This is a genomic window from Rouxiella badensis (genome assembly GCF_026967515.2).
Taxonomy (GTDB): Bacteria; Pseudomonadota; Gammaproteobacteria; order Enterobacterales; family Enterobacteriaceae; genus Rouxiella; species Rouxiella badensis.
Genome location: NZ_CP114062.1, coordinates 1236939 through 1252686 on the forward strand (window position 1 = coordinate 1236939; position 15748 = coordinate 1252686).

The 15748-nt window shown below is 48.1% G+C and carries 28 protein-coding genes; 9 read left to right on the plus strand and 19 right to left on the minus strand.

Annotated elements, in window-relative coordinates; translation table 11 throughout:
* Positions 1 to 23: 23 nt before the first annotated feature.
* The 6 genes from O1V65_RS05900 to O1V65_RS05925 are packed head-to-tail and all read right to left on the minus strand — an operon-like array spanning position 24 to position 2760.
* A complete protein-coding gene (locus O1V65_RS05900) occupies positions 24 to 1307 on the minus strand; it encodes a site-specific integrase (RefSeq protein WP_269130265.1) in 1284 nt (427 codons plus the stop codon).
* A 35-nt stretch (positions 1308 to 1342) separates the two neighbouring features.
* Positions 1343 to 1591: an excisionase family protein gene (locus O1V65_RS05905; protein WP_269130266.1), complete on the minus strand. Its 249-nt coding sequence runs from the start codon at positions 1589 to 1591 to the stop codon at positions 1343 to 1345.
* 10 nt (positions 1592 to 1601) lie between these two features.
* The gene (locus tag O1V65_RS05910; protein WP_227953152.1) at positions 1602 to 1802 is read right to left on the minus strand and encodes a hypothetical protein; all 201 of its coding nucleotides are present in this window, start codon (positions 1800 to 1802) and stop codon (positions 1602 to 1604) included.
* Positions 1803 to 1805: 3 nt separating this feature from the next.
* Complete coding sequence (locus O1V65_RS05915; RefSeq protein ID WP_269130267.1) at positions 1806 to 2288, minus strand: class I SAM-dependent methyltransferase; 483 nt, start codon at positions 2286 to 2288, stop codon at positions 1806 to 1808.
* Positions 2285 to 2497, minus strand: coding sequence for a hypothetical protein (locus O1V65_RS05920; protein ID WP_269130268.1), 213 nt, complete (start codon positions 2495 to 2497; stop codon positions 2285 to 2287). The genes O1V65_RS05915 and O1V65_RS05920 overlap by 4 nt, the downstream gene beginning before the upstream one ends.
* Entirely contained in the window at positions 2497 to 2760 is a 264-nt protein-coding gene (locus O1V65_RS05925) for a DUF3850 domain-containing protein (protein WP_269130269.1), read from the minus strand. Before O1V65_RS05925 ends, O1V65_RS05920 begins: the two co-directional genes overlap by 1 nt.
* Positions 2761 to 3091: 331 nt before the next feature.
* On the opposite strand from O1V65_RS05925, the gene O1V65_RS05930 reads away from it, so the two are divergent.
* Positions 3092 to 3496: a nuclear transport factor 2 family protein gene (locus O1V65_RS05930; protein WP_227953160.1), complete on the plus strand. Its 405-nt coding sequence runs from the start codon at positions 3092 to 3094 to the stop codon at positions 3494 to 3496.
* Between the two features lie 232 nt (positions 3497 to 3728).
* Here O1V65_RS05930 and O1V65_RS05935 read toward each other — a convergent pair whose 3' ends face one another.
* The 13 genes from O1V65_RS05935 to O1V65_RS05990 form a co-directional block, all read right to left on the minus strand.
* On the minus strand, positions 3729 to 4022 hold the full coding sequence (locus tag O1V65_RS05935) for a hypothetical protein (RefSeq protein ID WP_227953162.1): 294 nt from the start codon (positions 4020 to 4022) through the stop codon (positions 3729 to 3731).
* A gap of 2 nt (positions 4023 to 4024) precedes the next feature.
* Entirely contained in the window at positions 4025 to 4708 is a 684-nt protein-coding gene (locus O1V65_RS05940) for a lambda exonuclease family protein (protein WP_269130270.1), read from the minus strand.
* On the minus strand, positions 4705 to 5646 hold the full coding sequence (locus O1V65_RS05945; RefSeq protein ID WP_269130271.1) for a RecT family recombinase: 942 nt from the start codon (positions 5644 to 5646) through the stop codon (positions 4705 to 4707). The genes O1V65_RS05940 and O1V65_RS05945 overlap by 4 nt, the downstream gene beginning before the upstream one ends.
* Positions 5646 to 5933, minus strand: a complete 288-nt coding sequence (gene gamL / locus O1V65_RS05950; RefSeq protein WP_227953970.1) for a host nuclease inhibitor GamL — start codon at positions 5931 to 5933, stop codon at positions 5646 to 5648. The genes O1V65_RS05945 and gamL overlap by 1 nt, the downstream gene beginning before the upstream one ends.
* Positions 5934 to 6039: 106 nt before the next feature.
* Positions 6040 to 6171: a protease FtsH-inhibitory lysogeny factor CIII gene (locus tag O1V65_RS23135; protein WP_227953969.1), complete on the minus strand. Its 132-nt coding sequence runs from the start codon at positions 6169 to 6171 to the stop codon at positions 6040 to 6042.
* Between the two features lie 14 nt (positions 6172 to 6185).
* Positions 6186 to 7190, minus strand: a complete 1005-nt coding sequence (locus tag O1V65_RS05955; protein ID WP_269130272.1) for a coiled-coil domain-containing protein — start codon at positions 7188 to 7190, stop codon at positions 6186 to 6188.
* A 361-nt stretch (positions 7191 to 7551) separates the two neighbouring features.
* Positions 7552 to 7767, minus strand: coding sequence for a hypothetical protein (locus tag O1V65_RS05960; protein WP_269130273.1), 216 nt, complete (start codon positions 7765 to 7767; stop codon positions 7552 to 7554).
* 138 nt (positions 7768 to 7905) lie between these two features.
* Positions 7906 to 8205, minus strand: coding sequence for a hypothetical protein (locus O1V65_RS05965; protein ID WP_269130274.1), 300 nt, complete (start codon positions 8203 to 8205; stop codon positions 7906 to 7908).
* A 461-nt stretch (positions 8206 to 8666) separates the two neighbouring features.
* Positions 8667 to 8798 carry a hypothetical protein gene (locus O1V65_RS05970; RefSeq protein WP_269130275.1) on the minus strand — a complete coding sequence of 44 codons (132 nt, stop codon included), beginning with the start codon at positions 8796 to 8798 and terminating at the stop codon, positions 8667 to 8669.
* A 9-nt stretch (positions 8799 to 8807) separates the two neighbouring features.
* The gene (locus tag O1V65_RS05975; RefSeq protein ID WP_269130276.1) at positions 8808 to 9122 is read right to left on the minus strand and encodes a hypothetical protein; all 315 of its coding nucleotides are present in this window, start codon (positions 9120 to 9122) and stop codon (positions 8808 to 8810) included.
* 3 nt (positions 9123 to 9125) lie between these two features.
* Positions 9126 to 9386, minus strand: coding sequence for a transcriptional antitermination N peptide (locus O1V65_RS05980; protein WP_269130277.1), 261 nt, complete (start codon positions 9384 to 9386; stop codon positions 9126 to 9128).
* A gap of 469 nt (positions 9387 to 9855) precedes the next feature.
* On the minus strand, positions 9856 to 10776 hold the full coding sequence (locus tag O1V65_RS05985) for an LAPAL motif-containing putative phage structural protein (RefSeq protein ID WP_269130278.1): 921 nt from the start codon (positions 10774 to 10776) through the stop codon (positions 9856 to 9858).
* 203 nt (positions 10777 to 10979) lie between these two features.
* Positions 10980 to 11693, minus strand: coding sequence for a LexA family protein (locus tag O1V65_RS05990; RefSeq protein ID WP_269130279.1), 714 nt, complete (start codon positions 11691 to 11693; stop codon positions 10980 to 10982).
* A gap of 103 nt (positions 11694 to 11796) precedes the next feature.
* Here O1V65_RS05990 and O1V65_RS05995 point away from each other — a divergent pair, with 103 nt between their 5' ends.
* The 8 genes from O1V65_RS05995 to O1V65_RS06030 all read left to right on the plus strand — a co-directional run bounded on the left by O1V65_RS05995 (position 11797) and on the right by O1V65_RS06030 (position 15705).
* On the plus strand, positions 11797 to 11994 hold the full coding sequence (locus O1V65_RS05995; protein ID WP_269130280.1) for a Cro/CI family transcriptional regulator: 198 nt from the start codon (positions 11797 to 11799) through the stop codon (positions 11992 to 11994).
* Positions 11995 to 12101: 107 nt separating this feature from the next.
* Entirely contained in the window at positions 12102 to 12440 is a 339-nt protein-coding gene (locus O1V65_RS06000) for a hypothetical protein (protein ID WP_269130281.1), read from the plus strand.
* 34 nt (positions 12441 to 12474) lie between these two features.
* Positions 12475 to 13299 carry a ParB/RepB/Spo0J family partition protein gene (locus tag O1V65_RS06005; RefSeq protein ID WP_269130282.1) on the plus strand — a complete coding sequence of 275 codons (825 nt, stop codon included), beginning with the start codon at positions 12475 to 12477 and terminating at the stop codon, positions 13297 to 13299.
* A complete protein-coding gene (locus tag O1V65_RS06010) occupies positions 13296 to 14165 on the plus strand; it encodes a replication protein (protein WP_269130283.1) in 870 nt (289 codons plus the stop codon). Before O1V65_RS06005 ends, O1V65_RS06010 begins: the two co-directional genes overlap by 4 nt.
* Complete coding sequence (locus O1V65_RS06015; protein WP_269130284.1) at positions 14162 to 14899, plus strand: ATP-binding protein; 738 nt, start codon at positions 14162 to 14164, stop codon at positions 14897 to 14899. The genes O1V65_RS06010 and O1V65_RS06015 overlap by 4 nt, the downstream gene beginning before the upstream one ends.
* Entirely contained in the window at positions 14896 to 15054 is a 159-nt protein-coding gene (locus O1V65_RS06020; RefSeq protein ID WP_269130285.1) for a hypothetical protein, read from the plus strand. Before O1V65_RS06015 ends, O1V65_RS06020 begins: the two co-directional genes overlap by 4 nt.
* Complete coding sequence (locus O1V65_RS06025) at positions 15047 to 15511, plus strand: recombination protein NinB (RefSeq protein ID WP_017491651.1); 465 nt, start codon at positions 15047 to 15049, stop codon at positions 15509 to 15511. The genes O1V65_RS06020 and O1V65_RS06025 overlap by 8 nt, the downstream gene beginning before the upstream one ends.
* Positions 15508 to 15705, plus strand: coding sequence for a helix-turn-helix domain-containing protein (locus O1V65_RS06030; RefSeq protein ID WP_017491650.1), 198 nt, complete (start codon positions 15508 to 15510; stop codon positions 15703 to 15705). Before O1V65_RS06025 ends, O1V65_RS06030 begins: the two co-directional genes overlap by 4 nt.
* Positions 15706 to 15748 lie beyond the last annotated feature (43 nt).

The window sequence follows — 15748 nt, forward strand, 5'->3', positions numbered from 1 at the left end:
CATGATTAGAAAGGAAAAAATAGCTATGCTATTTTGGCTTGGGGCATATTCGGGGCATTCTGGTTAAAACCGGCATTCATAATCGACATTTGGTCACTGTTGTTTTCCGTCATCCACTTCCCATAAACGTTGTAAACCATCTGGGCTGAATTGTGCCCCATCTGGTTGGCAATGAAGTTAGGATTGACACCCGCACTCAAAGCCCAGCATGCAAACGTATGTCGCGTTTCATAAGCCCTTCGATGCCTCAACCCTGCCTTTTTCAGTCCATAGTTCCATGTAGACGCAATCGACCCTGGTGAATACCAGTCACCGGCCGCCTTGTTCTTGGCGGAAACCTTAGGGGAGAATACAAAGGTGCATTCATCTGTTCGCGTTTTCCCATACTCTCTAAGATGTACCTTGACCGATATGGGGCTTCTCATTTTCGTCAAAGCCATTTGGCTTCGGAGCGCTTCAATAGCTGAATCATTTAATTTGATAACGCGAATACTGCTTTCAGTTTTGGGGGGCGTAAAATGCCCAGATACCGCAATGTTCCTGGTAATTTTTGCCGTCCACTCCTTCGTGTCGATGTCTTCCCAAGCGAGGGCACCAAGTTCGCCATGTCTCAATCCTGTACTGATCGCGAGTTGCCAAATATTCTTGATCTGCAGGGAAGGGGAAGCATGGACCAGCCTCAGGTATTCATCTTTTGTAAGTGGATCGGGTTCAGCTCGTGATTTCTTCAATGGGGAAATGCCAGAGAACGGTGATTTTTCGATATAACAGTTCTTTTCTGCAAAGTTGAACAATGCCGCCAGGCAAGATAGATAACCGTTCACTGTCCTCACAGCTCTTCCTTTTTTGACCCGCTTTGGGTTCTGCCCCCTGATGACTATTTGATACCCGGTCAGTAACTCTTTTCTGAGGTCTAAGGCCATCTCGTGGTTTACGGAAGCCACAAGCCTATTAGCCCCCATTATTCCTACGCAAACCGCGATATAAGAACGATAAAGGGTTATGGTATTTTTCGCGATTTCCATTTCCTTCAGGTCTAGCCACTTATCCGCCAGCTCCTGCAGGGTGATAGATTTCTGAACAATGCCTAACTTCGCCAGGTTTTTTGACTGGGGGAACTGTGCGGCATAGTTAAAGTTCCCTGTCTTGATCCCGTAAACTATCGAGCTCCTAAGTTCAGCGGCCATTCTTCGATTTTTAGGCGTATCGGGTACGCCTAAAACCTCTCTAAACCTCTTTCCTTTGTACATAAACCAAATGCGTAGTAATCCTCCGTGATTCTCTACACCTGTCGTCTGGATCGCCATTGCAATGCTCCTCATTTAGTGAAAGGCGAAACTATTTAAGCAGAAATCCTCCGTCTTATCGCTGGCCTTTGTCGCTCAACCCAATTATCAACCTCATGCCGGTTATACATGATAGGGCTGTTTTGCTTCGGATTCAGGTCCGGCGCCACGTGCCGGTACTCTCGCCCCTCCATCCAAGAGGTGCGGCGGGCGTGCTGAATCATGTGTTTAGTCATGCCAGTGAGAGACATAAGTAAGTCTTCGGATACCCACTTGCTCGGGTTCATTTGAATGATGTTGTCCATAAATCCTCTTCTATTTACCCTCAACCACTTTATGAACAATGACGCACAGCCATAACCAAGCCTCATGCCTTGGTGGGCATAGTGGCTTAGCCTGACTGGCGTATTTGTCGAGCAGTTCGCGGAAGGTGTGATTGTTTGATTTACTGCGGAGTTCGGTGATGAGTTTCTTTGCAATGGCGCGGGCGGCGTTGTCTGACTCTTCGGGTGTCATGGATTACTCCTTTAAGAAGAGTATCCAGTGAGTCTTATCCCTTTTGCCAGTTCGCTGCCAAATTGTTGGTTTATGGTCGGTTAGTGCGATTACCTGGCTAACTGGGATCTGCGTTTCGTTCCACTTGAAGATCAGCGTGCCGTGTGGCCGCAAGACTCTAAAGGCTTCACGGAAACCGGCAGCGATATCCTCACGCCAGTTTTCTTTGTCCAGTGCACCGTACTTCTTCCGCATCCACCCATTTTCGCCAGCACGCTCAAGATGGGGAGGATCGAATACAACTTGGGCGAAACTGTTATCAGAGAATGGTAACTGGCGGAAGTCTGCAATTAGGTCCGGACTGATTACCAGGTGTCGCCCATCACATAAAGTATGTTCTTCTTTGCGCATGTCACTGAATATGGCGCGATCATCTTGCTTATCGAGCCAGAACATCCGAGAGCCACAGCACATGTCTAAAATTGGCTTTCCTATAGCTTTGCTCATGCCAATTTCCTTTGGCTGGCCGCCCACATTTCTTTCTGATGGTCAGCACAACACTCACTACAGCAATAGCTAGTTTTTCCGACCGATGGCTCACCACAATCGCCGTTCCTGCAAATGGGTGAGAGTGGTAAAGGTTTGGCGCGGTTGGCAATCGCCGCAGTGAGGTGTTGGTCATATTCTTGGTTTGCTTCGTCGATGATGTCAGCCATTATGCTGCCCTCGCTGTTTCAAAAAGTGTCGCGGGTGTCATGCTCAACAGCACGCAACCCTCTGCAAAATCACCTACGTCGGCAACGTGTGTTATCCGCCGCCATACATAGCTTCCGGTGTAATCCCCATTCAAAAACTCACGCAACTTGAGAAGGTCACCTGCTTTGTAATTGCGGTTATTTTTCCTTAGCTCTGCGGTTTTCTTTCCGCTAAATACGGGGTCGAAGTGCTCAGGCTTTATCTTTAATTCGTGAGTTTGCATTGGGGACTACCTCAAATTTCAGGCATAAAAAAACCGCTCTAGGCGGCTCGTTTTGATTTCGGCTTAGCTTGCTGGGTATTTGCATCCACTTGACTACCCATTTGCATTGCACTTGGTCATATCCAACAAAAAATCGCAGACACAACCCTGCTAAATTGCCTGGCAGCTCCTCGCTGTGAGTCCATCAGTTGAACTCACAGCGAAGAGCGGACCGAGTAACAATCCAACTGCTCTCAATGACATCACTGAAAAGCACCTCAGGGTAAGATTATTTTTAAGACAATCAATTAACCTGTAGGTCCTTAGTTTTGATTAATGAGATTGATACGTTATGACAATTAAAACTCCACAAGCAGTAACGGAAGCATTTTTTCATCGTATTGCAACAGCAGAAGATGTTCATGAAATAGCGGAACTGGTTAGTGAAAATGTTGACTGGCTCGTGGCTGGAAATACTCACGTCGTTCCCTGGATTGGTCGAAAATATGGAAGAAAAGGTGCAGCGGAATTCTATGCGCAAATCCGGACACAGATTTCATCAGAAAATTTTGAAATTAAAGATATACTAATCAAAGATAACCGAGTGGTGGCTATCGGTGAGCTTGCATCACGTGTTAAAAAAACAGGCAAATTGATTGAAACCGAATTTGTTCTCGATATGTGCATTGAGAACGGGCTCATTACCCGTTTTCGTATGTTTGAGGACAGTCACGCAGTTTCCGAAGCATGTCTCTAATTTATATATGCATATTTAATCTGGCATTACATTCAAACGTACCTATAGCGAACCATTAACTTATTGAGAGTTCGCTGACTCAATACCGCCTTTAATATTGACCTGCTGCTTTTTCAGGGATATTTACCAACATTTGCATATAGCACAAATCGGCCTGAGAAGGTCAACCCATATCGTCGCGTTCCACCGCGACTGGCTGCATTATTTTCATGGTTTATTCCTTACTTGAGGGTTAGGCGGCAAGCTTCTGGCGAACTCGACTTCTCTTATGCCAGGCGTTCTCGTAGGTTCTGCCGGTAATAGCAGCAACCTCTGCGATTGTGTGAGTGTCGAAAAGGGCGACTTGGTCGTCTGTCCAGCGTTGAGGCTTGCGAAATGAAGTGGTTTTGAGACCAAGTGTTTTGGCTTTTTTGCGAATGCTATCTATTGGTCTTTCGAGCTTTTCAGATATCAGTGCGAGGGGCATCGTTTCGGATACTTCAGTAAGGAACTCTATCTCGTAGGGTTCCCAGAGTGTATAGGCCATACCTATCTCCATTGTTCGCCATATTCAAAGCCAATGGCTGCCAGAGATTCGTCCATCTTCTCAATGAAATCGGGTACCATTTCGTCAAAGTCGTCCATGAATTTCTGGTCACGCTCAACAACGACATGGTGCAAGCCCTCACGCTTCATGCGCGGGTCATAATTTGCGAAATACCAGGCATCCTTGCCGGTCACCCACATGCTGAATTGAACCTGCGCCATGTAATCGGCCTTGATGGCGTCAAAACCACCCAACAGGAACTTCATAAAAACTGCGCTTGTGTAAGGGCTTTTCAGTTCAAGGCCGCGTCCATCACTGCACATGCCATCAGGTGAGCAGGCGCACCGAAGCGAGTCGTCCTTGTAAATTATCGGCACATCCGAAACTTTAACGTCCGTTGTGAATTCAAACAGCGTTCGTGCTGATGCTTCATGCTCTTTCCCCCATGCCAGGGGCTTGGCGTTAACCTCGACTACATTTCCAGTGCAAACCTCCCCAAGCAGACCATAGAAGTAGGTCAGCTTGGTGTCAGTCCATTTAGTGCCGCTCCGTGGCTTTGAAATGACCTTTGAAGCATCCGATGCTGTAATAACGCCAAGCCTCAATTTCAGCCAGTCAATGCTTCCCTGTTGGGTAGTTCGCACGTCAATCCCTGTGCGTTGCAGAATGATTTCTGGTGTTGTCATGCGGCAGCCTTAATGCGTTTGGTGAGAAAGTCACGTGCCTTTATGGCCTCAAGCTCAGTGAGCTGTTCGGCTGAGGTGATAGGGCGCTTGAAAATTTGTGAACAGAGCGGGTAAAGGTCTTCCCAGGTCTTATCGCCTTGGGTTAGAAGGTCTGTGATGTTCTGAAGCGTCTCAGCGCTGGCTGGGGAAATGTCTTTTTCATCTCCACGCTCTTGGGCGAAATTAATCCCCTCACCAGCCTCGTTATTGACGTAATCGATCGCTTCGTCCAGGCGGTCACGCCGCGGCCAATATTTGTATGCCTGTTTGACCACTGTCTTCAAAATCATCTGCTCTTCGTCAGTTGACCAAGGGCATGATTTTATTTTTTTGGAGACAAAAGACTTCCATGCTTCAGATCGGTCGCGGATGGCATAGATATCCTCGGCACGCATGGTATGAGTCAGGTAATCACCGTCTGGTGTTTTAGCCACGACATACGCACCGACCACCTGGCCGCGACTCTCGATAGTGTCGAATTCGTTGAACTCGTGAATAGGGGGCTTGTCGATCGACGTGCGCATAAACTTGTCGTTCTTGCGGACAATCGCTGATTGGCACCAGAGGATTGCCCCTGACTGCTGGGCAATGTGCATCAGACCGAAATAGGAGATATCGAGACAGACTTGAAACTTATCTTTAAACTTTCGCGGCACCAGGTAGGCAAGTTTCTTGGCCGGATTCAGGGTTATCCCTATCGAAGAAAGATTTAGAATGGAGCTTCTTGTCGCTGGCCAAGTTTCTGTGGCTACTTTCGACAAGAAATCATTCGAGCTGAATATCTGCATCGCATACTCAACTTCGCGTTTAAATCCGATTGAGGGCTCAGAACACACAGCCACAAAATCTTGCTCAAGAGGCATCAGTTGCTGATGAATTACTTCAAGGGTTGTAGGCATTAGGCAACCTCCCCGAGCATCCATCGCTCTGCCCATTCTGCTTCGGCATGGGTCAGGCAGATTTCCCAAATAAGGTTTTCGTAGGCATCGCTAACCTTTTGCGTTGCCGCTGCCTGGGCGAAAGCGCTCAGGGGTAAGAAAGGATTTTTCAGCTCGTTGAACGTCGCTGGCCATTGCAGGCTTAACTCGTCAGCACGCTTGCTGATCCAGTCATCCTTATCCATATCGGCCTGATGTTTATCCCATCGGCGTTGCTCAAGCGTGTCTTGCGTTTGGTGCGGGTTCATAGTGCCCCCTTGCTTTGTGAAAATAGAGACCAGGTGACTTCAAGCAGGTTTTCGTTATTAAGCTCGATTGCCTGCCTTGCCAGAAGCTGAAGGACGCGCCTGATGTTCATGGTTCGCCCTTTTGCTGAAGGGTTTGCCAAACACGCTTAGCGGCGTCTTTAGCATTGCGAAAAATAATGTCGAGCAGTGATTCAGAGCAGCCCACGCAAGGCCACCCTGCAAGTTGCGTTGTTTGCATGGGATACTCCGGTTTCAGTATTGAATTGAGGTGTGAGGGATTTTGTTGTCCATCAGAGCTTTTAGTGTTTCGATAGCCTGTTCGCGGGTGAGTCCTGCGTGCTCGGTTAATGCGTTAACGACTGCTGTACCTATGGTCTTGCGGTGGGCTACGTCGGCAGCACGTTTATCAGCTTCATCCTTAAGGCGCTTCTCTTCTGCCACTCGGTGCTGTTCAGCTTCCTGCTGTTTGCGTTGTTCTTCTGCGATAGCCTCCTGTTTCTCGCGCTCAGCGCGTTCCTGCGCTTCTTTCTTGTCGCGCTCGACCTTTTCAGCGGCTTCTTTCTTTTCACGCTCTGCCGCCTGTTGAACTTCAATTTTGGCTTGTTCCTCCTGCTCGGCCTTGAGCTTTAAAGCAGCTTCGCGTTGGGCTGATTCCTCGCGTTCACGCTTTATATTTTCTTCAGCATCGATACGGGCTTGCTCAGCAGCCTGGCGTTTAATCTCTTCTTCATGAGCAATGCGCTGGCGTTCTGCTTCGGCTTGAGCGTCGGCAGCGTCGCGGTCGAACTGAATATTCATGAGCAGGGCCAGCTCGTGTCCATCTTCGATTTGCTTTTTCAGTGCCTCGGCGGCGGCCGCCTGCTCAGCCTCGATACGTAGCCGCTCTTCCTCAGCAGCTTTCTCAGCCGCGATACGTTCTTGCTCAGCTTCCCACTCGGTCAGCGGGCGGCGCGTTTCATCACGCAGCGCATCACAGGCATCAACAAAACGCTTAATTTCCTGCTCAGCAGGGCGGACAGCTTCCTTAAGCCGCTTAAGGTATTCACGACCAGGCTTTTCGACGGCGGTTTTGCTGCGGCTTACCTGAGCGGCCAGAGAGGCAACGCGGTCACGACCTTTCTTTGTACTTAGGTCTGGCGCTTCACTGACACTGGCCTTGATGTGCTCAAAATAGCTTTCCAGTCCGTTGGGGATGTACAGCGCCGGAGCCTGTTCCGGCTTAATCTCGATAACTGATAATTCCGTTGTCTCGCTCACGGCGATCTCCTTGGTTGAGGTGTACATAAGTCGAAGCACTCGAAATAAGCGCTTTGAGCTAGATACAGGCGAAAAAAAGCCCCGCGTGTGCGAGGCCAAGATGAACAATGAGAGGATTGATAAGTTGGGCGCTTATCATGCTGAGCACTCAGTGAATGCGCAGCAGGAAGGGGCTAGTCGTCAAGCCATTCAACGTATTCGAGACGTTCAATTGCATCCTCATCGGAAGGTTCGCGTTTTTCTTCATTGCATTCAGGGCAGTATTTAGCTGCTACTGGCTGACCCATGCAGCCACATTCAAAACCAGAGCAGCAAGGGATGAACTCAATTCCATCTATGCAATACCTATTCTTGCACTCACTCATGGCTTACCCCTTTCTGCCAGCATGGCGTCAGCCACTCCATATGCATACTCAGCATGTTGTTCCGTACTCCAGTGATTCCACTCAGGGTTTGATTGAGTGGCCTGCATAGACTTTGCAGCAAAGTAGTCGCGCAATGTCATGCCTTCATAACCCGCGCACGTTTCACTTTCATTTGGCAGAGGGAAAGCCGTGCCGCCTGTTTCTTTGCTCATAATCAGCTCCTCACATCAGAAAAATAAAAGTTAGAAATCCCATCAACACCCAAAATAGGAGGCAACCAAACGTCAATGCAGGCCAAAACTTTTCGTTGTAAGTCATATAGGCTCCGATATTGATTTGGGTGGGCGGGGTTAGTGCGCCGATTCCTTTTCTTTAGCTGCACCCTCAAACTTGGTGCCGCAAAATGGACAATAATTAATGGCGACTTTCGTGTCGCCGTTCGTTAGCCGCTGCTCAAGGTCTCCGTTTTTCTTGCGCTTATAAAATCGGAACAGGTATGGAAGCATGACGTTACAGAAATCACCCTCCTCGAAGAGGTAAACCTGATTGGCGAAGCTGGACTCATCAATCTCAGCTGCATTTTCGCCGTAATGCTTCCGCATACGAGCATCCATTTTTTCTTCGATTTCTTTGAAACATTTACAGGCCATACTTACCTCTCAATATTCAGTCGTAAAAAAAGCCGCCTATTGGCAGCTCGTTGTTGATGCTCTTTGGTGGTGTGGTGGCCGGTACTGAACTCCGGCATTGATGATTTCTCGCTAAGTAATCCTGCCGCTCACCATTTTGCGAACCGTGCCCAGGCAGCTTGAGCATCATCACCTTGACGTCTCAGCGCATCAGCCTGCACATTCACCACACCCCAAAGAGCACTCTCTCCGTTTTGCGCCGGGCTTCCACCGGCTCCCATCTGTTTTTTAAGCCACTCAGATATCGTCAGGGCTTGGAGAAACTTTATTCATGCGCCCTTGTTGAGTAGGCGCAGGGTAAAGTCACTGTGATTTCAGGCGTAAACCTCTGTGTAGTCTTCATCAAGAAAATCATCAGCCTAAGAATCGTGCGCGAAATAATCCATCTTCACCACTCCTCTTATCTAACGTTGGGGTAGGGGTTAGGCAGCTAAATCAGGCTCAAAAACGGCGTCTAACATTTCTTGTTTGTCGCCGCACAGCACAACCGCATAACCACCTTCCTCATAAAGGCTTTGCAGCCATTCAATGCTGATGCTTCCGTAATTTGACATGTTCACTCCTTATCGAGCTGTTACTGTGAGTGCCGAAAAAGCTACCGGGGCCAGTTTTGGTCGGCTATCGCGAATGGACATCAGCACTTCTCTGAATTCACCTACTTTCATGCCGCGTTTCTTTGCTTCGGCCTTTATCAGGCTGTCATCCATCAGTGCATAAAGCCGCTTGGCCTCTTCCTTGGCTTTGTTGAACTCCGCTTTCCGCAGGTATAGCGCATCCTCTTTGCGGCGGCTTTCGGCTTCTAGGTGGTCGTCTAACTCTTTGTGGAAGTTGCCGCGCTTCGCCAGCGGAAGATTCAGGACACCGTGGTCAATTGGCATGAATCACCTCGCTGTTACTGTTTCTGCTGATTTACGGTGGCCAGCTGCGAATCGTGCAACATCTGGTATGCATATCGAGCCGTAATCAGGCTCAGGCTTGCTGCGTGGCTTAGCTTTGTACTCAATCAGCGTTATTGCTTTATAGACCCGCGTAGAGCAGCCTGAGAGGCTCACAGCGACACGCTTCTCTAACTCAACATCTTTCATGCGCTCAGCTCTGTGCACAGCAGCACGTGCCAGCTTCTTGCGTTCTTTTGCGTTCATTTGGATTACTCCGTTGGTTAGCTTTGGTGTCGTCATCTTCACGACGTGGACGACGTAAGCCATCTGCTGCCTGGTATCCATTTCCGATCTAACGCCTATCGAAAATAACGACCCAAAACTAACCGCGCTTTGGTGCGACCGAATCAGTCGCATATCTGATTGTTAAAAAGCAGTCGGACTCCTGTCCAACACGGCTGATAGTTCCTTCTGCCGTATCGATGTTTCGTTTCGATGAAGTTAGTATCACCAATAGTAATTTTATAGTCAACACTATTGGTGATAATAAATTACTGTTAGTGATTATGAATATGAATTTTAAGAGTATTTATTTTTAATTTTCTTCAGGCGTGACTCATCGCACCTGCGTTTAGGTGTGGTGATTTGGTGGGGAATAGGGATTTAGCGGATTAGGAGCACAAAAAACCCGGCTGGGTGGCGGGTAATAATAATTTTTAAGTTCGTTTTTAGATTAGAATGGGAAATCGATTTGCCTCTGAGGATTTATAATCTTCTTAACATTAACGACTTCATAAGTAGTCTTAATTCCCTTTTCGGCCATATATTGCGTTACTTTTAAATCAACTAACAAGAGATCTCCTTTAGCAAAGGCAACAGTCTGCTCATCAATGGCTTCAATGAAGTGCTGATCACTTACTTCAGCTTCAAATAAAGACCCGCCATCAGAAAACTGCCATCTTTTACCTTCTCGGAAAGAGATATCGATTGGTTGAAGAGCCTTTTCGGTCGTTGATTCGGAAATCATAATTTCAGCAATGCCGTCAACCTTGAAAAACTCTGCTTCCTCCTTACTAACTTCCACAAACGTTTTTCCGTTATCGATGGTTACAGCGAAACTTTCAATCCCTTCTTTTTCTAATGGTTTAGCAATCACTTTCTCTAAAGATCTTCTAAGTTTTTTATTTTTATAAAGTTCAATAACTTGGTCTTCAAAACTTTCACTTTCATCATCAACAGTGATCATTGTGCAACCATCAAATGTTGGTTCAATTCTTTGTATTTTTCGAGGACCAAGCCACTTTATTAGTTGAATAAGACCTTTATAGGATTTCTTTGAAGCATAATACCCAAATCCAACAAGAGCTATGATATTGCACGCGGCAGAAGCATTATTCCCAGAAAACACGCCTATAAGTTGACTCGTTATAGATGATGACTGCGCAATGAGGTCGATACCAAAGGAGCCGGCTTTGAAAGATGCGTTGACTTTTACTGATATACGCTTTTCTTTTCCATAAATAGTTTTACCAGCTTCTTCTAACGCATCTGATAGAGACAGTAGCGCAGGCGCAAGATCACGCACATCCATTTCATGCGTATCTAGTGCTGGGCCATCGTAAACTATTCTGAACTTCATATCGTCACTATCCATCAATGCTTGTCCTGTGCATTAGTCTAAACCTGATCGTTTATACAGTAAATACGTAACTATCACCCAAACGCCCCCTCAGCCCACTATCACCCGCCGTGAGCAGCCCCACCAATTGCAAAGAACCAAATCATGAAGCCAGCCGCACCAAGAAGCACGATGACTGGAGGGAGGAATCTAAATTTCATGCTACGCAAATCCTTCTGTTAACCAAACGTCTCTTCAGGCCATTGAGCCTTGACTACCTTTCCGATTATTCGGCAGTTCTCGTTACACTCTAAGCTCTGATAGCGCGGGTTGGGGTTCAGTGGTTCAAGCCAAGGCTTGCCATCCTCTCGGACAAACTTCTTAAATGTGACCTCTGAGTCGCCATAAATGCCTGCAACGCAGAAATCACCATTTCCAACGTCTGCTGCTGGGTCAACTAGTATCAGCATTCCCTCAGGAAAACTCGGCTTGCTACCTGGCGGGGCAGTCATTGAGTGACCCGACACCTCAAGCCAGAATGCGTATCTACTGGCCTTGCGGGTAGTATCCACCCAGACCTTAGCATCGGCCTCACGGAATGAACCGACCGAAGCAAATGCTCCCGCCTGCACATTAGTAAGGAGCGGGTATGAATATTTCGGTATCGCCGTTCCATTTTGAGCGACCGCTTCATACATCTCCGAAATCTCTGTTGCCAGCGAAGGGCTGAATTCATCAACCTTTATGCCAAGAATCTTAGCGAACTGCGCTGCGTGCGTGGTATTGATGGCATTAGATCCATTCAATAACTGTGCAACCCCGCTTTGCCCCATACCCATCAACTCAGCAAGAGTCTCTTGAGACAATCCGAGTTCTTTTTTCTTCATTTCAAATATGGACTTAAGCCGTATGGCATCAGCCAGTTGCTCAGTCGTTAGGGGTTTCTTTTTCATACGATCAATTTATCACCCAAAGAGATAAAGCCCAATCACCTTTAGTGTTGACTTGTTCATTACTATTGGTGATAATTAAGACTTAATACACAAGGAGACCTTTATGGAAAGAATCTCACTTCAAGAGTTCGTGTCCAGCAAAGGCCAAGAGAAAACAGCTGAGCTTTTTGGCATCCGCCAAAGTGCAATTAGCAAGGCTCTGGCCCTAGGACGAAAAATCACTGTCATCATTCATGACGATGGTCGAGTGGAAGCACAAGAGCTTAAGCCGTTCCCAAATTCCAAGACGTTAGCAGCATAGAACCACCGCTCTTTAAACAATTTAACCGCGACTGATTCGGTCGCACTAACAATAGTGGTCATCCCCACGGGTTGATTACGTCTATCAACTAACAGGAAGTATTACGCATGGAACACGCAAGCCCACGCAAATCTAGCAGTGTTGCGTTTATTGGCCGTCATTTACTGGCGTCCGCACATCAAGCTTTAATCACCACCCGGCAGTCAGTAGTAGCCAAGCTACTTGCGGTTGCCGACTCAACCGTTCTCCGCCGAACCGAAAAATACCCAGAGCTTATGGAAACTCTCGCCGCTTGCGGTGTTGAGGACTTTGTCATGCGTGGGGAAAAGAAGATGCCATTGGAGCACTACAGGCACCTGATATGGATACAGCTCGAATATTCACGGCTACAACTGGAAATGACAAAAGAAAAGCCGCAAGAGAGCTCGAACTCTTTTGCGGCCTAGTGCGAAAAGACTGGATCAATTCACAGGAGTAATTATGTCATCACTTTCCCAAATGTACAAATCGAAAGAGAAGAACGGCACAGAAACCACTGTTAAGAAGACCTTTCTTGTGCCGCTGAACGAGCTTTACGTTGAACCGGGCTTTAACGTTCGTGAGATTGACCATGAGCACGTTGAAGAATTTCGCGATGCGTTTATTGCCGGGGAATATCTGCCGCCGCTGGCCGTTGAAGTAACGGAGAAGGGCGTCAAGATCATAGACGGTCATCACCGCTATTACGGTGCCAAGTTGGCGACTGAGGCCGGTCATGAAATTCCGCGCCTTGAGTGTAAGGACTTCGTTGGTTCGGACGCCGACCGCATTGCATTCATGGTCAGCAGCTCACAGGGCAAGCCTTTAACGCCTTTGGAGCGCGCGGCGGCCTATCAGCGTTTGATTAATCAGGGTTGGACCCCGGGAGAGATTGCCAAAAAGGTTAAGCGCTCTCTGGCAGACGTTGATCACCACCTTCAGCTTCTTGAGGTGGGCGATGGACTGATTGAGATGGTTAAATCCGGCGAAGTTGCAGCTTCTACCGCTGTGGCGCTGTCTCGTGAGCATGGCCCTCATGCTTCAACCGTGGCCGCTGACCAACTGGTGAAAGCTAAGGCAGCTGGCAAGAAGAAAATCACCCGTTCAGATGCAATCCCACTTTTCAGCGCGTCAAAGGCTCGCCGTCTGGTTGAGCTGCTTTGTGATGCGAGTGAGGGAACAGCTGGGCCTGAATTCATTCACATCCCTCTGGGTGTGAAAGATGAGGTGATGAGCATCATTGCTGATTACCGCAGTGGAATTAATCCCGGCACGGAGGCCAAATGAATACAGCAGAAATACTTCAATTCCCCTCTGATACAGGGGGGCAGGAGCGTCGCGTGGTTGATACCGACAACGGTTATACCCGTATCGCTAATGAGCTGCTTGAGGCGGTTATAGGCTCTGGACTTACACAAAACCAACTCCTGATCACCTTGGCTATCATTCGAAAGACATACGGCTATAACAAAACGGCGGACTGGGTGGGTAATGCCCAGCTGTCAGAGTTAACCGGCCTGCCGGAAACCAGGTGCAGCACCGAGCGAAACAAGCTGGTTAAAATGAATATTCTCACTCTGTCTGGCAGGGTGGTAGGCATCAATAAGGAGATATCATCCTGGCAAACGAAGTTTAACGGGATCAGTAAACCCTTTACAGAATCAGTAAATAAAACATTTACCGAATCTGTAAACCTTACTGAATCTGTAAATTTTACAGAACCTGTAAAGAAAACCTTTACGGAATCAGTAAAAGGTAATTTACAGAATCTGTTAAACACAAAAGACAATATTACAAAAGACAATAAAGACATTATTAAAACCCCTATATCCCCTTTTATGCCGAAAGCCAAATCGTTCGACCCGTTAAGCATCCCAATCCCCGAATGGCTAAACGCGGATGCCTGGAAGGACTGGGTAAACAATCGAGCTGAAACCAAGAAGCCAATAAAAACTGAGCGGGCGGTATCTATGGCCTTCAAGCTGCTGAAGGAATGCCTTGATGAGGGGTATAACCCAACCGACGTGATAAACGCCAGTATCGCCAATGGCTGGCAGGGCTTGTTTAAGCCGAAATTCCCTGCACGTAAAAACGTGACTATCACACAGGTTAACAAACCCATGAACCATATACCGGAGGGCTTCACTGGATGAGCAGATTTAGCGTTCAAGAAAGGCTCCAGCTTCTGCAAAGAGCCGTACCGGCTGGCACCCAGCCAAAATTCACGACCCCTGAAGAATGGCGGGCATGGCAGGACGAGCAGGGCCGCTTATCATCGCAGCGTGTTGCTGAGCAGAACCGGCAGGCACGTTTCCAAGCTGTGCTTGGTCGATCTGGTATCCAGGAGCTTCACCGGGGATGCACGTTTGAGAACTACGTAGCCAAGCATGAAGGGCAACAGAACGCGCTGGACAAGGCCTCACGCTATGCCAGTGACTTCGGCAATGGATTTGGCGGGTTTATCTTCAGCGGCGGCTGCGGCACCGGTAAAAACCATCTGGCTGCGGCAATCGGCAATGCGCTGCTTGCCCGCAATAAATCCGTGCTCGTGGTAACTGTGCCTGACCTGATGATGCGTTTCCGTGAAACCTATCAAGACGGTGCAAGACAAACTGAGGCCTCCCTGATGAATGACCTCTGCAATGTTGACCTACTGGTGCTAGATGATATCGGCGTGCAGCGGGGCAACACCAACGAGGGAGTCATCCTGTTCCAGATTGTCGATCGCCGCCTTGCGAACAAAAAGCCAGTGGGCATGCTGACAAATCTCGATGCTAACGCGCTGAATGAGCTTCTGGGTGCTCGCATCATGGACCGCATGACAATGGATGGTGGCATGTGGGTAAACTTCAACTGGTCGAGCTATCGCACTCAGGTGAAATCATGACAGGTCAATTTTTCGAAACCGGGTATGGCATGCCAAAGCGTCAGCCTGAGCAGGTGGTAAGCGTCAAGGGTGCACTGAGCAAGAGCAGCCAGCTTAAGAAAATCGCCGAATTGCGGGCTAAGCACGGGCTAGGCCAGAGAGGTGGGAATGGATAAACAAACCTTCTACCTCCGAAACGAGCAGTACAGAAGCAACCTGATAGAGAAAATCAAGCAACTCCCGCTAGACCCCTCCAAGCCATTTGAAGTCGAAGTATCCCCACCAAAACGAACCCTGTCCCAGAACCGGAAAATGTGGCCACTGCTGCATGACCTGTCTTTGCAAGTCGTTTGGTACGGCGAGAAGTATGACGAGGACGAGTGGAAAGATTTAATCACTGCCCTGGTCGCCAAGATGAAAAAGCAGGAGCAAAAGACGGCCCCTGGAATCGGCGGTGGTGTGGTCATGTTCGGCAGTCGTACCAGCAAAATGCGCGTCAGTGAGATGGTCGAGGTGATTGAGGCTATCTACTGGTTCGGCACGGAGCAGGGCGTGACGTTTAGCGAAGAGTCTCGGCTTCACATCGAGTGGGCTAATCGATGGGGTGAGCAAAACAAGAGAAAAGCAGCATGATAACTGAAGTGAAAACCATACCTGAACTACTGGTCACTACACGGGGAAATCAATCAGAGGTTGCCCGTATACTGGATGTGAATCGCTCGACCATTATGAAGTATGCCCGAGACCACGCAGCAACATCACACGCCATAATTAACGGTAGACTCATGGTGAAAACCTCAAAAAAAGGGAGTGAGAGGCATGGCTAAATCTCCCTGGCAACGAATCGAAAACAACGCAATATTCCGAGTA

What these genes read in the sequence shown, in the direction of transcription:
- O1V65_RS05900 (WP_269130265.1), bottom strand. Translation starts at nt 1,307, where the DNA reads ATGGCGATCCAGACGACAGGTGTAGAGAATCACGGAGGATTACTACGC.
- O1V65_RS05905 (WP_269130266.1), bottom strand. Translation starts at nt 1,591, where the DNA reads ATGGACAACATCATTCAAATGAACCCGAGCAAGTGGGTATCCGAAGAC.
- O1V65_RS05910 (WP_227953152.1), bottom strand. Translation starts at nt 1,802, where the DNA reads ATGACACCCGAAGAGTCAGACAACGCCGCCCGCGCCATTGCAAAGAAA.
- O1V65_RS05915 (WP_269130267.1), bottom strand. Translation starts at nt 2,288, where the DNA reads ATGAGCAAAGCTATAGGAAAGCCAATTTTAGACATGTGCTGTGGCTCT.
- O1V65_RS05920 (WP_269130268.1), bottom strand. Translation starts at nt 2,497, where the DNA reads ATGGCTGACATCATCGACGAAGCAAACCAAGAATATGACCAACACCTC.
- O1V65_RS05925 (WP_269130269.1), bottom strand. Translation starts at nt 2,760, where the DNA reads ATGCAAACTCACGAATTAAAGATAAAGCCTGAGCACTTCGACCCCGTA.
- O1V65_RS05930 (WP_227953160.1), top strand. Translation starts at nt 3,092, where the DNA reads ATGACAATTAAAACTCCACAAGCAGTAACGGAAGCATTTTTTCATCGT.
- O1V65_RS05935 (WP_227953162.1), bottom strand. Translation starts at nt 4,022, where the DNA reads ATGGCCTATACACTCTGGGAACCCTACGAGATAGAGTTCCTTACTGAA.
- O1V65_RS05940 (WP_269130270.1), bottom strand. Translation starts at nt 4,708, where the DNA reads ATGACAACACCAGAAATCATTCTGCAACGCACAGGGATTGACGTGCGA.
- O1V65_RS05945 (WP_269130271.1), bottom strand. Translation starts at nt 5,646, where the DNA reads ATGCCTACAACCCTTGAAGTAATTCATCAGCAACTGATGCCTCTTGAG.
- gamL (WP_227953970.1), bottom strand. Translation starts at nt 5,933, where the DNA reads ATGAACCCGCACCAAACGCAAGACACGCTTGAGCAACGCCGATGGGAT.
- O1V65_RS23135 (WP_227953969.1), bottom strand. Translation starts at nt 6,171, where the DNA reads ATGCAAACAACGCAACTTGCAGGGTGGCCTTGCGTGGGCTGCTCTGAA.
- O1V65_RS05960 (WP_269130273.1), bottom strand. Translation starts at nt 7,767, where the DNA reads ATGAGCAAAGAAACAGGCGGCACGGCTTTCCCTCTGCCAAATGAAAGT.
- O1V65_RS05965 (WP_269130274.1), bottom strand. Translation starts at nt 8,205, where the DNA reads ATGGCCTGTAAATGTTTCAAAGAAATCGAAGAAAAAATGGATGCTCGT.
- O1V65_RS05970 (WP_269130275.1), bottom strand. Translation starts at nt 8,798, where the DNA reads ATGTCAAATTACGGAAGCATCAGCATTGAATGGCTGCAAAGCCTTTAT.
- O1V65_RS05975 (WP_269130276.1), bottom strand. Translation starts at nt 9,122, where the DNA reads ATGCCAATTGACCACGGTGTCCTGAATCTTCCGCTGGCGAAGCGCGGC.
- O1V65_RS05980 (WP_269130277.1), bottom strand. Translation starts at nt 9,386, where the DNA reads ATGAACGCAAAAGAACGCAAGAAGCTGGCACGTGCTGCTGTGCACAGA.
- O1V65_RS05985 (WP_269130278.1), bottom strand. Translation starts at nt 10,776, where the DNA reads ATGGATAGTGACGATATGAAGTTCAGAATAGTTTACGATGGCCCAGCA.
- O1V65_RS05990 (WP_269130279.1), bottom strand. Translation starts at nt 11,693, where the DNA reads ATGAAAAAGAAACCCCTAACGACTGAGCAACTGGCTGATGCCATACGG.
- O1V65_RS05995 (WP_269130280.1), top strand. Translation starts at nt 11,797, where the DNA reads ATGGAAAGAATCTCACTTCAAGAGTTCGTGTCCAGCAAAGGCCAAGAG.
- O1V65_RS06000 (WP_269130281.1), top strand. Translation starts at nt 12,102, where the DNA reads ATGGAACACGCAAGCCCACGCAAATCTAGCAGTGTTGCGTTTATTGGC.
- O1V65_RS06005 (WP_269130282.1), top strand. Translation starts at nt 12,475, where the DNA reads ATGTCATCACTTTCCCAAATGTACAAATCGAAAGAGAAGAACGGCACA.
- O1V65_RS06010 (WP_269130283.1), top strand. Translation starts at nt 13,296, where the DNA reads ATGAATACAGCAGAAATACTTCAATTCCCCTCTGATACAGGGGGGCAG.
- O1V65_RS06015 (WP_269130284.1), top strand. Translation starts at nt 14,162, where the DNA reads ATGAGCAGATTTAGCGTTCAAGAAAGGCTCCAGCTTCTGCAAAGAGCC.
- O1V65_RS06020 (WP_269130285.1), top strand. Translation starts at nt 14,896, where the DNA reads ATGACAGGTCAATTTTTCGAAACCGGGTATGGCATGCCAAAGCGTCAG.
- O1V65_RS06025 (WP_017491651.1), top strand. Translation starts at nt 15,047, where the DNA reads ATGGATAAACAAACCTTCTACCTCCGAAACGAGCAGTACAGAAGCAAC.
- O1V65_RS06030 (WP_017491650.1), top strand. Translation starts at nt 15,508, where the DNA reads ATGATAACTGAAGTGAAAACCATACCTGAACTACTGGTCACTACACGG.